Here is a 13,736-nt window from a genome sequence, read left to right on the forward strand (position 1 = left end):
CGTCGCCACGACGATCAGCGGGCGCTACCATCTCCCTTCCACGGCTCGCCAGGCAGTCGCGCAACGATGGCTGCGTGAACCTGCGACCACGCGTCGCGTGGGTCGTACGCCAGACCAGTGCGCAGCAGCGGGGGGACGTCTGCCAAGAACGTCGGGTCGCTCACCTTGGCCGCCATGTTGGCCTCGAACTGCGCTCGCGTGACCGGCGTGCCGCCGTGCTCCATGTATCGGTCGAACGCATAGAGCAGGGCCGCCGAGTCGAACTCCTCATGCTCGAGGGCGAGCGACAGGTCGAAGAGGTCCCGCCCCTTCTTCCGCTGATAGAGGGCGCGGAGCTTGGTGCCGAGCAGCTCCGGAAGCCGGTACGTCGACAACAGCGCGTTGCCATTGAACCAAGGGTTCTCGACCATGAACGAGCGAGACACAAAGCCGTGGACGGCGAAGTGCTCCCGTGTGTTGATCTCTACCTTCAACCGCATCTGGACCACGGGCGTGAAGGTGGTGTCGAAGCGGTAGTGGAGTGCGAACCGTCCGTGACCGGCTTTCCATCTTGGCGCGCCGAGCCACGGGTCGAGCGCTGCGCGGATCTCATCCACCAGTGGACCGATGGGCCCAGCCGTCCGCTGCACGAGGTCGATGTCTTCGGAGTAGCGACCGGGTGGACTGAAGAAGAGCTTGTGGAGGGCCGTGCCACCGCGGAACGCCAGGCCATCTGCGATGAGCGGACGACCGAAGAGCTCCGCGATGGCGCGCGACAGGACCAAGTCCTGCTCGACCTGCGCGTTGTCACCCCAGGGTGCCGCTTGGCGCCATGCGGTGATGCTTGCGCGTGGGATCACTGGTCGCCCTCCACGTCATCGTTGACCAGTACGCGCCAGCGCGGGTCGAGTGGCGCGTCACTCGCGTCGCGCGCGGAGCTGAGACGCGTCGGCTGGAGGCGCTTGCCCGCGAGCATTGTCCAGAGGGCGTCCGCCAGCTCGGGTTGCTCGACCCTCTCGAGCAGCCACCCCAGACGCTGCACGTCGCTCTGCGCGACACGGTGAGCACCCTCGACCAGCGCGCGAGCGTCCAGTTTCTCCGCCAGCTCGGAGAGCACGGTGGCCACGTTGCTCCAGTATCCGGACGCCTCGGGAAAGCGCACCAGGTCGAAGGCGGTGGTCTCCGGCGTGGCGACGGTCATGGTCCCGGTCTCGGTCTGCAGTGTCTGGGTCGCGGCGCCCTCGAAGCGGCTGCTGACGTGGAACTCGACGCGCACGCGCCCCACCTCGATGGCGCGCTCGGTGCCATCCACCATCACCTGGAAGGCCATGGGCTGTTGGTGCCCGGCGCCATGGAGGGCGGCCGCGCTCAGCAGGGCAACGTAGTAGCGCCGGCCCTGGTGCCGCATGAGGTCATCGATGAACCACGTGGCTGGTGGCGAGCCCACGGAGCGATACTCGCGTGGCACCACCACGAAGAAGTCCCGGCGCGGGCTGACGATGGACCCTCGTCGCTTGAGCCGGTGGAGCGTCATCTTGATGGCCGCGTCGGAGGCATTGGTCACGGCCCCAGCATCGGCTCGCGTGAAGAAGTATTTCCCCTCTTCCGGGCGCGCCTCGATCCAATCGTGCAGGGTCCTGGGGCGGGTCATTGCTGAACCTTTTGCGTAAAGTAACGTTATGCGTAACTTTACGCAAACGCCTCAGCAATAGCCTGGTCGGCGCGCCGGCCCGGCCCTAGCTCCTCTGTGGACCAAGGGACTCGTTCGAGAGGACGGCCGTGAGCTTGGACGACGCGCTGTACGTGCTGAGCATCACCGCGGTGCTGGCGCTCCTGGATGGGACCTTCGCGGTGTTCGGGGCGGCGCTCTCACTGCGCGTCCTGCGGGGCCTGGACGTGGTGTTCGCGCTGCCGGCGCTGGGGCTTCTCGGGCTGGGCTGGTTGGTGTGGGGGCCGCACGAGCTCCTCGCCGTGCTGCCGCTGAAGCGCGTGGAGATCACGGCCGAGGCGCGAGACGGTCAGTGGCACTTCGTGCACATGCACACCGGGGCGCAGGAGACCGATGCGTTGACGGTGCCGCACGACATCCCCGTGCACCTCACCGTTCGGTCGGAGACCGAGCGGCGCCAGCTGTACATCCCAACACTCCGGGTACGGGTGGAGGTGGATCCGGGAGAGACCGAGAGCGTGTGGTTTCGTGCAGCCGCGCCCACACGCGAGGACGCCGCGTATGTGGTGTACGACCGATACCGTCCTCGGTACCCCGAGTACGAGCGGGAGCCGTTCACCGTACGCGTGGTGAGCCTCGACGACTTCTGGGCGTACCAGGAGCCGTGCTCCTTGCCCTTCCCCTGGGACCAATGTGGCGAGCGCTTCGGGGACAACGAGCTCGCGTGCTGGGGCGAGCGCCTCTCGCAGGAGATGGGCTGCATGGGCTGCCACGCCGTCGACGGCCCGTCAGTCGGCCCGCCGCTCCGCGGAATGTGGGGCAGCACCACCACGCTGACCGATGGGAGGACGCCGGTGGTGGACGACCAGTACTTCAGGCGAGCCCTGCTCCGACCCCAAGCCGACATCGCCGCGGGCTTCGATGGAGCCGACATGCCGGCCTACCACCCAACCCCCGATCGGATCCTCGCGCTTCGTGCGTATCTCATGTGGCTCACGGACCCGAACGCTCCCGTGCTCAAGGAGCGCAATCTCCGGGACCCTGGCTAGGGGTTACACTCACCCCATGCGCGCACCTGCTCCCGGCTCCATCTTCGTCCTGGCGCTGGTCGGGGCTCTCGCGGTTCCCGTCACGCACGCGCAGACCACGCCCGCCCAGCCGCTGGCGATGCTCGAGCCAGACCAGGTCCACCTCGGCGGGAGCAACTGCACGGCGAGCGTGCCGCGTGAGCTCGGTCGGTCGTCGGTGCGGAACCTCCGTTTGCGTGTCGCGTCGCAGCCCGGCCCGAGGCCCAGCACGCTCGCGGTGTGGTCGAGCGGTGAGCACACCGTCGCGAGCCGCCGGATCGACCGCGAGCTCGGCGCGCTGAACACCGTGGCGCTCGATCAGGGCCTCAACGTCCAGGTGCTCGCGCCCGTGAACGGAGGGCGCTTCCTGGTGCTCAGTGTGGGCGCGCTCTGCAGCGGGGGACGGACCCGCGGGTACTCGTGCGTTCGTGCGATTGGGCTCGACGCTGACGGGATGCCGACCGGGGCGGCCCACGCGCCCGAGCCATCCACACAGCAGTTCGATGTGGTGAGCTCCGCGACGCTTCGCGGGGTGGACGGCGCGCCGTCTGGGGTGGCGGTCGCGACCGTGTCGCGGTGGGGTGGCGCGAGCATCGATCTGTTCCGCCTCGACCCGGGGGGGCGCGTGATGGTGGAGGAGCACCCGATTCGAACCCAAGGCCCGAGCGACTATCCGATCGAGCTGCTGACGGCAGACGGAGAGCAGGTCGTGGCGCTCGGTTCCCAGGACGGGCCGGCGACCGACGAGGAAGGCGTGGCGCTCCGCCGTTCGTTCGTGCTCGCGCTCGGGCAGCGTCGTCACGTGATCACTCGAACGGCGCCCGCGAGCGCCCGCCTGAGCTGGGCGCGTGCCCGCGGAGCCGACCTCGACTTGTTCTACACGATGCCCCGAGGCGACGTGCGTTGGCTGCGGGTGTCGGGCGGCGACGGCAGCTTCCTCGACGGCACACCGACCACCCTCGCTCCCACCGCGGAGCTGCCGGCGACGCCAGTGTTCCCGGCGCTGGCGGTGACGCGCGGATCGCTCACCCTGACACGCACGGACCTCCGTGGCGCTGCCGTCGGGCAGCCGCTGGTGATGGCACGCGTGGCTGGCCGTGCCATCACGAGCTGGTCGTGGGACGGGTCGGCGCTGCACGTCGTCTGGGGAGCGCGGGTGGGCCGAGAGTGGGTGATCTCCGAGTCGAGCGTGACGTGCTCAGCGGCTCTCTGAGCCGTGATCGGCCCACCCAGCCAGCGTCACTTGCGCTTGCGCAGCCACCCAGCCACCTCGACGATGCCTTGCGCCTCTCGCTCGCCCCACGCTGCGCGGTCGTCGGGGAGCTTGGTCCATGCTTCGCACAGCGCCATCCAGCGCGGGTCCGCCGCGAACCAGCCGCGGGTCGCTCCCAGTGCGCGCGGCCGTCGTCGTGGATGTCGCGCATCAGCACGTGCAGCGAGTCGTAGACGAAGCCTGCTGCGCGCGGCGACGGCGGGGTGAAGCGAGGGGACAGCACCGCGTGGGCCTCCCCCGGGTCCCGGGTGAAGACAGCCTGGAGCGCGAGCACGCGCTCGTTGCCGGTGGCTTCGTCGAGGCGCGCGGCCAGCGCCTCTAGACCACGGGCTTCGCTGCGCGCGAGGAGCGCGAGGCCCGCGCGCTGGCGGACTTCGTGCTGGGGCGCCTCCCGCCATGCGCGAAGCAGCAGGTCGTGGCCGTGCGAGACCTTGCCCAGCAGCGACAGCAGGTCCTCCACCAGCATGCGCGGACGAGGCTCGAGTGGCTCCGTGAGGGCACCCGAGCGCTCGATGGCTGCGATCGCGGCGCTCGCGAGGGAGACGTCACCGCGGAGCTGTGCCCACGCCGTGCGAACCTCGGGACCGCTCCCGTGCGCCGCGGCGAGGCGGGCGAGGCCAGCGTCGGAGGCGTCCAGGAGGAGGGCGTGCAGCGTGGTCAGGGGCATGGAACTCCTTGTAGCAATGTGCCCTCGTGTTCTGAGCGAGCGCACGCGGAAGCATGGTGGCTGCCAGGATGACGCCATGACTTGCGGTCAGGCAGCATCACACACTAGGTTGGCCACATGACCACCACGTTCAAGCTCTACTACACCCCCACCAGCTGCGGCGCAGCCAACTACCTCGCGGCGACCATCGGCGGCCTCGAGTTCGACTCGGAGGTGGTGGACCTCGCGAAGCACCAGACCAAGTCCGGAAAGGACTTCTACGCGATCAACCCGAAGGGCAACGTCCCCGCCATCGTGTTCGCGGATGGGTCGATGCTCAACGAGAACGTGGCCACGCTCACCTTCCTCGCCGACCAGGGCAACGCTGGCCTCGCCCCGCAGGAGGGCACCACCGAGCGCTACGCGTACCTCAACGACCTCGGCTTCGTGACCAGCGAGCTGCACCCCGCGTACGGCGCGCTGTTCAACCCGAAGCTCAGCACCGAAGCGCGCGAGGCGGCCATGGCCAACGTGCAGCGGCGCGTGGACAAGTTCGTGGGCATGATCGATGGCGGGAAGAAGCCATTCCTCAACGGCAAGTCGCTGAGCGCCGCAGACCTCTACGCGTTCATCGTGCTCGGGTGGAGCGGCTTCCTGAAGGTCACGCTGCCCTCCGCAGCGCAGGGCTATGTGGATGCCCTCAAGGCTGACCCGCGCATAGAGAGCGCGCAGGCGGCGATGACCGCCGCGCAGTGAGTCTGAGAGCTCAGCCCTTGGCCTTCTTGGCCGCTCTCAGGTGGGCGCTGATCTCCTTGGCGTAGGCCGGCGAGACACGCTTGGTCTCGATGAGCTCGCGCCACAGCGGCTCGTCGAGGAACGCGGCGTGGTCGCGCACCAGCTCGTCGGAGAGCGGTCTCTTGGAGCGGACCACCATGCGCCAGTCGATGCGGTCGGCGAAGCGTCGCAGCTGCGCCTCGCTCACCTGCACGTTCGCCCCGAGGAGGCGCCACTCGATGCGGTCACCGAACGCGTCGATGACGTCTTCCTCGTGTCCGCGTCGCAGGGTCACCTTCGACCACGTGAGCCGGTCGGCGTGTTCCTTCAGGAACGCCACGGAGAGGCTAGGGTGCTCGGACACGCCCAGGGGGCCACTCCAGTCGAGCGCATCTCTGTGCTTTCGGATGAAGCTCTCGGAGAGCTTGGTGGTGTTCAAGCGCTGGAACGGAATCTTGTCCGCGAACTCTTCGATGAACGTCCGGAGAGCGCCTGCGACTGCGCCACCGCACTCCAGTCCACCCGATGGGCGTGCTCGCGCAGGAAGCCCTCGCTCAGGCGCTGCTCGTGGGACGCCCCGGCCCAGTCCACTCGGTCGGCGTGCTCGGCCAGGAAGGCCTCCGACAACACCTGGCGACGGCTGATCTCGCTCCAGCCGAGCTGCTCCGCGTGCTCGAGGATGAACGCCTCGGACAAGCACGCGTAGCGAGCGACCGTCTGCCAGTTCCCCGGTGTGAACGACGCGGCGTACGTCGCGGCGAAGCCCTCCGTGACGTAGATGTTGGGCCAGCGCAGGAGCTTGTCCCACTCCTTCTTGTTCTTCGGCACGGCGTCCGGGCGGCTGAAGCCGGCCAAGCGAAAGACGGTCTGACCGCCTGACGTGTCCTTCTCCAGGATCAGGGGAGCGTCGGGGTCGGGCAGGCGGTCGGCCGCGTTCAGCTCGGCCACCAGCTCACCGAGGTCGGTGTCGCTCGCGTCGCTCACCACCTCGAAGCCACCCTGGCCGAGCTCGATGCTGGTGCGGTCCGTGGTCGCGTGGGCGAAGAGCACGCCTCCGTCGACGCTGATCTCCCAGAGATCGTAGCGCGGCGCCGGGTCCCCCATGGCCACTACCTCGTAGCGCTGCGCTTCAGCGGGCTCCTCCGCAGGGAACGCCGCTGCGAAGCTGGTCTTCTTCCCGAAGTAGGCCGCCAACGCGGCCAGCAGCTGGTCTCGGTGGATCGGGGCCAGCTTCTTGGCGGCCGCCGCAGTCGTGATCATGGGCCCGCGCGCGATGAGCTGAAGCGACATGGCGAGCACCATAGCTCGCCCGCCGTCGGCCCGTGTAGTCTGCGCGCCATGAACCTGTTCCGCTCGGTGGTAGAGCCACGCTGGCACGAGATCGACGGATCGCGCGTGGCTCGTCCACGGGTGCTCATGGACTGGATGGAGCACGCTCGGTCGCTAGTGCCGGCGGACGACTCGCTGCATGCACCGCTCAACTTCGGTCTGGCGCGGTCCATCCGCCTCGACACTTTCGCGCCCATCGACACGCCCGCGCCGGTGGCCGTCGCGGTGTGGCTGTCGCACTGTGGGACGACCAGCTACGCCATGGACCACGAGCTCACGCGTGTCGGCGATGGCGCCGTCGTCGCGCGGGCGCGCCTGGTGTTCGTCCGCATGGGCGCCGACCGACGGCCTGCGCCCGTGGACCCGTCCGTGGCGGGGAGAGTGCACGGCGCGCCCGTGCAGCTGACGCAGGGCAGGGAGCTCGGCGTGCCCCACGGGGCGCCGGCCTTCGAGCGCGCGTTTCAAGCGGTGCTGAACGACGAGAACCGTGGACGCCACGTGGGTCACACGCAGGTGGTCGACTATTTGGACGACACGTGGCGGCTGGCCCTCCTTGGTGCGGTGCAGGGAGCCGAACCGGGGATGCACTGGCGTCAGCCACGCAGCATCGCCGTGGACTACGAGGGCGAGGCGCACGCCGGCGACCAGCTGGTGGCGCGAGCGTGGACCACGTCCGAGTGGGCGTCGGACGCGGCCCTCGACTTGACGCGGCCCAGCGACCAGCGATGCATCGCGCGCGCGCGGTTCCTGTTCTAGGCGCTCAGCCGGCCACTAGCCGCAGCACCAAGTACGCCAGCATCCCCACCGGTCCGTACATGAGGGTGAGGCCCAAGATGGGCAGGCACCACAGGTGAGAGATGCCCACGCGCTCGGCGTCGAGCGCGATGCTGGCGCCCACGAAGAGGTCGAACGCCAGGAAGTGGATCCAGCCCACCAGCACCACGCGTGGCGTACGGAAGAGCGAGATGACGCCGCGCAGCGTGAGGAAGCTGCCGCGTGGGCGCTCGCCCTCGGCGTCGTAGCGGCCGCCCAGCGTGAGGAGGAAGAGGTACTGCACGCACAGCAACGCGAGCGCGCCACCCAGCGTCCAGGTGCGCGCGGGATCGGGGACCCAGGGGAAGGCGAACACGACCACCCAGCCCAGCAGGGCGATGAGGGAGGCGAGGCGAAAGAAGCGGTCGAGGAAGGGCATGGGTCAGTCTCGGCCTATCGGAGTCGGTCGCGCCAGCGCGACGGGAGTCCGAGCGAACGCCTGATGCGAGCTTCGGCTTCATCCCACGGAATGAGGCGCACGGCTCCAGACTCTACCTCCGCGAGCCGACCGCTGACCTCGGCGGTCCATGCTGGGCTTGGCTGACGTCACTGGGACAGTCGGGGCCGGCACGTGTCTGGCGAACAGGGCCTGAGTGCAATCAGCTTGGGTTCGCGGACATGAGTCACTGCGTATTGCGCTGCGCTAGCGAACGGTGAGAGCATTCACCGACGGAAAGGGAGGGACGATGCGCAACGTGCGAAGGGGACTTCGACTCATGATGAACACGAGAACATGTCTCTTGGTGGGCGGGCTGCTGATGGCTGGCTGTTCGGAGGAAGGCAGCGGCATCGACCCCGCTCTCATTCCCACGACCCCAGCCGTCCTCGAGTGGGATGGTGAGTCGTTCCAAACCACCAACGCGATAGCGAGGCTCTCCTCTAGGACTCCGACGATGATCTTTTGGTCTGCGCCGGGGGCAAGCTGCGACCCATTCGATGTGGATATCCCAGCGGTCGGGACCATCGAGGCCACGGTCTTCTTGCCGTCGGAGTCTCTGGTCGCTGGGGCCGTTTTCGAGATCACCGGGCAAACGGGTTCCGGTAGCGTTGATCTGATCGTGGTGGCGTTGGCGCGCACCGTGGATGGTCGCGTCGAATCGCACAGCTACCACGAGGGCTACGTGGTGGTGGACGCCGTGAGCGAGTCCGAGATCACCCTTCGAGTGGCCGCCCGTGACGGCGATGTGCAGATCAACGGGGCCATCACCGCGCTTGTCTGCCCGTAGGCTCACGTTCGAGCACGACGCCGACCTCAGTTGCAGCGAAATTCACACGCCCCACCCCCTCGACACAGTACCCTCTCGTTGGCTTTTCGGACTGGAGTCGAGACATGAACGTTCACCGTGTGGCCTTGGCGAGCTCGCTGGCCGCTGCCCTGTTTGTTCTCCCTGGCTGCGGTGACGCGGGCGTTCGCATGGACGCTGGCGCCGACGGGGCGCGGCAGTCCTGCATGGACGCGACGGACTGCGACGACGGCATGTTCTGCAACGGCGCAGAGACGTGCCAGGTGGGCGCGCCCGGCGCGGACGCGTTCGGCTGCTTGCCGGCGGGGGATCCGCCCTGCGCGCTCGACGCCGTGTGCGAGGAGTCGCGCGACCGCTGCGTGGGGGACTGCGAGACCATGCCGGACTTCGACGACGACGGCACCGACCGCGTCGCGTGCGGCGGAACCGACTGCGACGACACGGACGCCAACCGCTTCGTGGGCAACGTGGAGGTGTGCGACCTCGCGGGGCACGACGAGGACTGCGACAGCGCTACGCTCGGCGGGCGGGACATCGACAGCGACGGCTACGTGGACGCCGCGTGCTGCAACCCGGACGGAGCGGGCGGGACGGAGTGCGGCGATGACTGCGATGACCTGTCGCCTTCGGCTCGGCCCGGGAGCGTGGAGGTGTGCGACAGCGTGGACAACGACTGCGACGGCGACTTCGACGAGGGCGTGGCGTTCCCGGGGTTCGTGGACGCGGACCGCGACTACAGCGGCGACGTGAGCATGCCCATCGTGGCGTGCTTGGGATCGCCCGGGTTTGCCACCACGGCGGGCGACTGCGACGACACCGACCCGCACGCCAGCAACCTGCAGGTGGAGGTGTGTGACGGCGTGGACAACGACTGCGACGGGGGCACGGACGAGAACCCGCGCCCAACGCCGTGGTATCTGGACGACGACTCGGACCAGTTTGCGGAGCCCGGAGCTCAACCCCACCGTGGCCTGCGTGCCGCCGACCGCCATGCACGTGCTGCTGCCGCTCGACTGCGACGACAGCACCGCGCTGCGCGGGCCGCTGGCACCCGAGCTGTGCAACGCGCTCGACGACAACTGCAACGGCGCGGCCGACTTCGTGGTGAGCGCGTTCAACTACGAGGACGACGACCGCGACGGCTACGCCGACAGTGGCTGCGGCGGGAACGACTGCGACGACCGCGACCCCACTAGCCGTCCAGGCGCCGAGGAGCGCCTGGACGGCCGGGACAACGACTGCGATGGCAGCGTGGACGAGAACGTGATGCCCGCGCTGTTCTTCCGCGACCTCGACGGCGACCTCTACGGCGACGCGACCATGTTCGTGGTGGCCGCCAGCGTGCCCACGGGCTACGTGGCGCGCGCCGGCGACTGCGCCGACAACGACGTCCGGCGCTTCCCCGGGAACGTGGAGCGCTGCGACGTGCTCGACAACGACTGCGACCAGCGCGTGGACGAGCACGCCATCGATCCGGGCACGTTCTACCGCGACGCGGACGAAGACGGCTTCGGCGCCGAGGACCGCGTGTGGCGCGCCTGCGAAGCCCCCGAGGGCTATGTGAGCGTGAGCGGCGACTGCAACGACGACGACCCGAGCCCCTCCGGGGGGGTCACGAGCTGGTACCGCGACCACGACGGCGACACCTTCGGCAACCGCGCAGTGGCGAGCGTGGGGTGCGAGGCGCCTGCGGGCTTCGTGGCCGACGCCACCGACTGCAACGACCTCGACCCCGCGACGAACCCTGGAGCGACCCCGCTGTGCCACCCGCGCGACCGCGACTGCGACGGCACGGTGGACGCCATGGAAGTGGGCTGCAGCGCCACGGCTTGCAACACCGACAACGGGGGCTGCGACCAGGAGCCGGTGGCCACGTGCAGCACCGTGGGTATGGGCACTTCGTGCGCGTGCCCCGTGGGGTTCATGGGCAACGGAGTGGGCTCGTGCGGCTGCCTGTCGGAGACGGAGTACCTCACCGGCTTGAGCGCCACGGGCGGAACCCTCACGCCCGCGTTCGCGGTGGGGCAGCGGCACTACACGCTGGTCATGGACGCGGCGGCCACCAGCGCGGAGTTCACGCCCAGCATCGGCGCGCCGGCCGACGTCACGCTGCGCATCGCTGGGGCCACGCACGCGTCGGGCGCGGCGTTCGACCTCGGCACCGTGGCGCTGCGCACGCTCAGCCACTTCGACGTGGTGTTGCTGGCCACGCACGCGGACGGCTGCGTGCAAGAGACCACCATCACGGTGACGCGCTCGCAGTACCTGCGCGGCACCACGGGCGGTGGGGACAATGAGGCCGACGTCGTGTCGGTGTCGGGTGACGGAAACCGCATCGCGCTCGGCGACCGCCTGGACGGGGACAACGCCCCGGGCATCAACGGCACCTCCACGGGTGGCCTGTACGCCGTGGGCGCGGTGTTCCTGTTCCAGCGGTCCGGGTCCACCTGGCAGCTCGAGGCCACGTTCCGCGCGTCGACCCTGGTGTCGCAGGACCGCTTCGGGGCTTCGGTGGCGCTCTCGTACGATGGCAGCACCATGGTGGTGGGCGCCGACAACCGTGACGTGGGCGCCTTCGATGCCGGCGTGGCGTTCGTGTTCCACCATGACGGCAACGCCTGGGTGCAGCAGGCGGTGCTGAACAACCCTGCGCCGTCTACCAACGACTACGTGGGCACGTCGATCACCGTGTCGAACGACGGAGACACCTTCGCCGTGGGCGGCCCCACGGAGGACTCGAGCGCCACAGGCGTGGGCGCACCCGTGGCGGACAACTCCTCGACAGACAGTGGCGTGGTCTACGTGTACACGCGTAGCGGCTCGATGTGGTCGACGGCCACGCGCATCAAGGCGCCGGTCAACGGCCCGGGCGACCAGTTCGGTTCTGCGGTGCGCCTGTCGGGCGACGGCATGACGCTCGCGGTGGGCGCTCCGCTCGAAGACGGCAGCGCCTCCGGCGTGAACGGCGCCTTCGACGAGCTGCAGCCCAACAGCGGCTGCGTCTACGTGTACACGCGCAGTGGCATGACGTGGAGCTATCACTCCTACATCAAGGCGCAGAACCCTGGCATGGGCGACTCGTTCGGGCAGACGTCCGCGCTCGGTCTCGACGACCTCGGCCGCACGCTGGTGGTGGGCGTGCGCTTCGCGGACCTGGTCGGTACGGATAGCGGCGCGGCCTACGTCTACACCTTCGATGGCACGGACTGGGGGTTCGAGACCACCCTCGTGGCTGGGAATGCCGACGCGGGCGATCGATTCGGCGTCGGCGCGTCCATCTCGGGCGACGGCCAGCACATCGGCGTGACGGCCCCCTACGAGGACAGCCGCTCGGCGGACGACCCGTTCAGCAACACCGAGGTGGACGCGGGCGCGGCCTACGTCTTCGACCGCGTGGACCAGGCCTGGGTGGAGGCGCTCTTCCTGAAGGCTTCTTACCCGTACGCGGGCTTCTTCTTCGGGTACCGGTACATCTCGCTCTCGTCCGATGGGGCGGTCATCGCCGTCACCTCGCTAGACTGGGGATCGGGCGCGGGGCCGCGAACGAACGGGGACCGCAGCGACCGGAGCCGCTCGGACAGCCCGGGGGCGGCGTACGTCTTCGAGCGGTAGGCGGCCGAAGCCGAAGTCGACATAGCGGCCAGTCGAGTGCCCTGCCGGGGCGTCTATCTGGATGCTCGGCCGAGCTCCATGGCCTTGAACCGCTTCCAGAGCGCGCCCACCCCTTCGAGGTCTTGCATCGTCGCGGCGCGAAGGTGCTCCCTCGCGAACGAAGCGCTGCTGGCCAGCTCGGGGTGGCTGACCTCGATGTCGTGCAGGAGCCGGTCGGCGACGGCGGCGTCGTTCATGCCCCCGAGGACATCCTGCAGGGCCTCGAGGCACTCGATGTAGCGCTCCATCTGTTCTGACGGTTGGAGCGGCAGGAAGAACTCCGCTGCGTAGCGCGTGTTCTTGGCTGCGATGCGCACCCTGTGGCGCTCCTCGGGCGTTCCGCGCGCCAGCCGCTTGCCGCGCTCGAGCAGCTTCTCGTGCCGGCGACGCAGGGTCTTCCTCGCGCGCTTCTCGAGCGGCTTCTGGAGCGCGGCGCGGGCGGTCTCGTCGAGGGACTCGCAGAAGCGCGAACCCTGGAGCCAGCTGTCCAGGGCGAGCATCAGGCGCGAGTAGCGCACGGACGTCACCGCCTCGGCGGCCTGCTGCCGCTTCTCCCCGGCCATGCTCAGCGCGACCTGCCGGAGCGGCACGAGGTCCGGTTCCTGCGGGCACCCTTCGATGAGCATCGGCAGGGTGGTGTCGGCCAGCACGTCGGCGTCACGCGCGGCTCCCAGCTGCTCACCGAGCCAGGTGAGCTCTTCTTGCAGCGCGGGGGGGAATGGGATCCATCGTTCGAACAAGCGCAGCGCAGAGCGCAGGCGGCGCGTTCCCACGCGCATCTGGTGTATGCACTCCGGGTCGGCTCCCTGCGCGACGCCGCGCTGATTGTCCTGCACCTGTTTCAGGCAGTTGCCCACGATGAGCCGAAACCCGTCTTCGACGCTCACCCCACGGCTCAGCGCCACAGGCTCGGCCTTGACGGCAGCGGCTGGGGCGACCTGCGGTTTGAGTTCCGTCGTCATGGTGGATTCACCATGGAAGTCCCACGCCCGCGCGCAATCGTCTAGGGTCCGCGCATGTTCGACACCTCGGATGGGCTCGCGGTCTGCCTCTCATGCTTGCGGCCGCGGTCGGACCTCACGGCGGACTGGGTCCGTGTCGCGACCGAGGGCCGCGACCACACCACGTTCTACTGCAACGACGACTTCGCGTTCCCGGGACGAAAGCCCGTGAGCTCTCCCAGTCCCTGCCCGCACTGTCACGAAAGCTCGGCGGTCATCGCGGTGGCCAAGAGCGTGTTCGAGGGCATTGCGCGCTTCGTGGAGAAGCGAGGGTGAGGCCGACGCAGCGG

14 protein-coding genes and 3 pseudogenes are annotated in these 13,736 nt (G+C 69.0%); 9 read left to right on the forward strand and 8 right to left on the reverse strand.

Translation table 11 applies throughout. The features are described from left to right. Positions 1-14 precede the first annotated feature (14 nt). Both IPI43_27075 and IPI43_27080 read right to left on the reverse strand, forming a co-directional pair. Positions 15-839, reverse strand: a complete 825-nt coding sequence (locus IPI43_27075) for a nucleotidyl transferase AbiEii/AbiGii toxin family protein (protein MBK7777738.1) — start codon at positions 837-839, stop codon at positions 15-17. Next, positions 836-1,630 carry a type IV toxin-antitoxin system AbiEi family antitoxin gene (locus IPI43_27080; GenBank protein ID MBK7777739.1) on the reverse strand — a complete coding sequence of 265 codons (795 nt, stop codon included), beginning with the start codon at positions 1,628-1,630 and terminating at the stop codon, positions 836-838. Before IPI43_27080 ends, IPI43_27075 begins: the two co-directional genes overlap by 4 nt. 128 nt (positions 1,631-1,758) lie before the next feature. On the opposite strand from IPI43_27080, the gene IPI43_27085 reads away from it, so the two are divergent. After that, positions 1,759-2,697, forward strand: coding sequence for a c-type cytochrome (locus tag IPI43_27085; protein ID MBK7777740.1), 939 nt, complete (start codon positions 1,759-1,761; stop codon positions 2,695-2,697). Positions 2,698-2,713: 16 nt separating this feature from the next. After that, the gene (locus IPI43_27090) at positions 2,714-3,928 is read left to right on the forward strand and encodes a hypothetical protein (GenBank protein MBK7777741.1); all 1,215 of its coding nucleotides are present in this window, start codon (positions 2,714-2,716) and stop codon (positions 3,926-3,928) included. On the opposite strand, the gene IPI43_27095 is transcribed toward IPI43_27090, so the two are convergent. Then, positions 3,819-4,655, reverse strand: coding sequence for a hypothetical protein (locus tag IPI43_27095; protein ID MBK7777742.1), 837 nt, complete (start codon positions 4,653-4,655; stop codon positions 3,819-3,821). The two genes, IPI43_27090 and IPI43_27095, sit on opposite strands and share 110 nt — an antisense overlap. Positions 4,656-4,772: 117 nt before the next feature. On the opposite strand from IPI43_27095, the gene IPI43_27100 reads away from it, so the two are divergent. Continuing rightward, positions 4,773-5,390, forward strand: coding sequence for a glutathione transferase GstA (locus IPI43_27100; protein ID MBK7777743.1), 618 nt, complete (start codon positions 4,773-4,775; stop codon positions 5,388-5,390). A gap of 10 nt (positions 5,391-5,400) precedes the next feature. On the opposite strand, the gene IPI43_27105 is transcribed toward IPI43_27100, so the two are convergent. Together IPI43_27105 and IPI43_27110 are read right to left on the reverse strand one after the other, a co-directional pair. Continuing rightward, positions 5,401-5,847, reverse strand: coding sequence for a hypothetical protein (locus IPI43_27105; GenBank protein ID MBK7777744.1), 447 nt, complete (start codon positions 5,845-5,847; stop codon positions 5,401-5,403). After that, a complete protein-coding gene (locus IPI43_27110) occupies positions 5,844-6,698 on the reverse strand; it encodes a hypothetical protein (protein MBK7777745.1) in 855 nt (284 codons plus the stop codon). Before IPI43_27110 ends, IPI43_27105 begins: the two co-directional genes overlap by 4 nt. Positions 6,699-6,746: 48 nt before the next feature. Here IPI43_27110 and IPI43_27115 point away from each other — a divergent pair, with 48 nt between their 5' ends. Next, positions 6,747-7,493 carry a hypothetical protein gene (locus tag IPI43_27115; GenBank protein ID MBK7777746.1) on the forward strand — a complete coding sequence of 249 codons (747 nt, stop codon included), beginning with the start codon at positions 6,747-6,749 and terminating at the stop codon, positions 7,491-7,493. A 4-nt stretch (positions 7,494-7,497) separates the two neighbouring features. Here IPI43_27115 and IPI43_27120 read toward each other — a convergent pair whose 3' ends face one another. Next, on the reverse strand, positions 7,498-7,929 hold the full coding sequence (locus IPI43_27120; GenBank protein ID MBK7777747.1) for a DUF4281 domain-containing protein: 432 nt from the start codon (positions 7,927-7,929) through the stop codon (positions 7,498-7,500). Positions 7,930-7,943: 14 nt separating this feature from the next. Beyond that, positions 7,944-8,087: pseudogene (locus tag IPI43_27125) on the reverse strand (addiction module protein). Between the two features lie 179 nt (positions 8,088-8,266). On the opposite strand from IPI43_27125, the gene IPI43_27130 reads away from it, so the two are divergent. The 4 genes and pseudogenes from IPI43_27130 to IPI43_27145 all read left to right on the forward strand — a co-directional run bounded on the left by IPI43_27130 (position 8,267) and on the right by IPI43_27145 (position 12,406). Then, positions 8,267-8,776 carry a hypothetical protein gene (locus tag IPI43_27130; protein ID MBK7777748.1) on the forward strand — a complete coding sequence of 170 codons (510 nt, stop codon included), beginning with the start codon at positions 8,267-8,269 and terminating at the stop codon, positions 8,774-8,776. Between the two features lie 476 nt (positions 8,777-9,252). Continuing rightward, positions 9,253-9,528: pseudogene (locus IPI43_27135) on the forward strand (putative metal-binding motif-containing protein). An 18-nt stretch (positions 9,529-9,546) separates the two neighbouring features. After that, a pseudogene (locus IPI43_27140) lies at positions 9,547-9,687 on the forward strand (putative metal-binding motif-containing protein). Between the two features lie 82 nt (positions 9,688-9,769). Next, positions 9,770-12,406 (forward strand): hypothetical protein, encoded by a 2,637-nt coding sequence (locus IPI43_27145; protein ID MBK7777749.1) that lies wholly within the window; start codon positions 9,770-9,772, stop codon positions 12,404-12,406. A 53-nt stretch (positions 12,407-12,459) separates the two neighbouring features. Here IPI43_27145 and IPI43_27150 read toward each other — a convergent pair whose 3' ends face one another. Continuing rightward, positions 12,460-13,407 (reverse strand): CHAD domain-containing protein, encoded by a 948-nt coding sequence (locus tag IPI43_27150; GenBank protein ID MBK7777750.1) that lies wholly within the window; start codon positions 13,405-13,407, stop codon positions 12,460-12,462. A 54-nt stretch (positions 13,408-13,461) separates the two neighbouring features. On the opposite strand from IPI43_27150, the gene IPI43_27155 reads away from it, so the two are divergent. Further along, entirely contained in the window at positions 13,462-13,722 is a 261-nt protein-coding gene (locus IPI43_27155) for a hypothetical protein (GenBank protein ID MBK7777751.1), read from the forward strand. Positions 13,723-13,736: the final 14 nt, after the last annotated feature.

The organism is Sandaracinaceae bacterium (assembly GCA_016706685.1).
Taxonomy (GTDB): domain Bacteria; phylum Myxococcota_A; class Polyangia; order Polyangiales; family Houyiibacteriaceae; genus JADJJE01.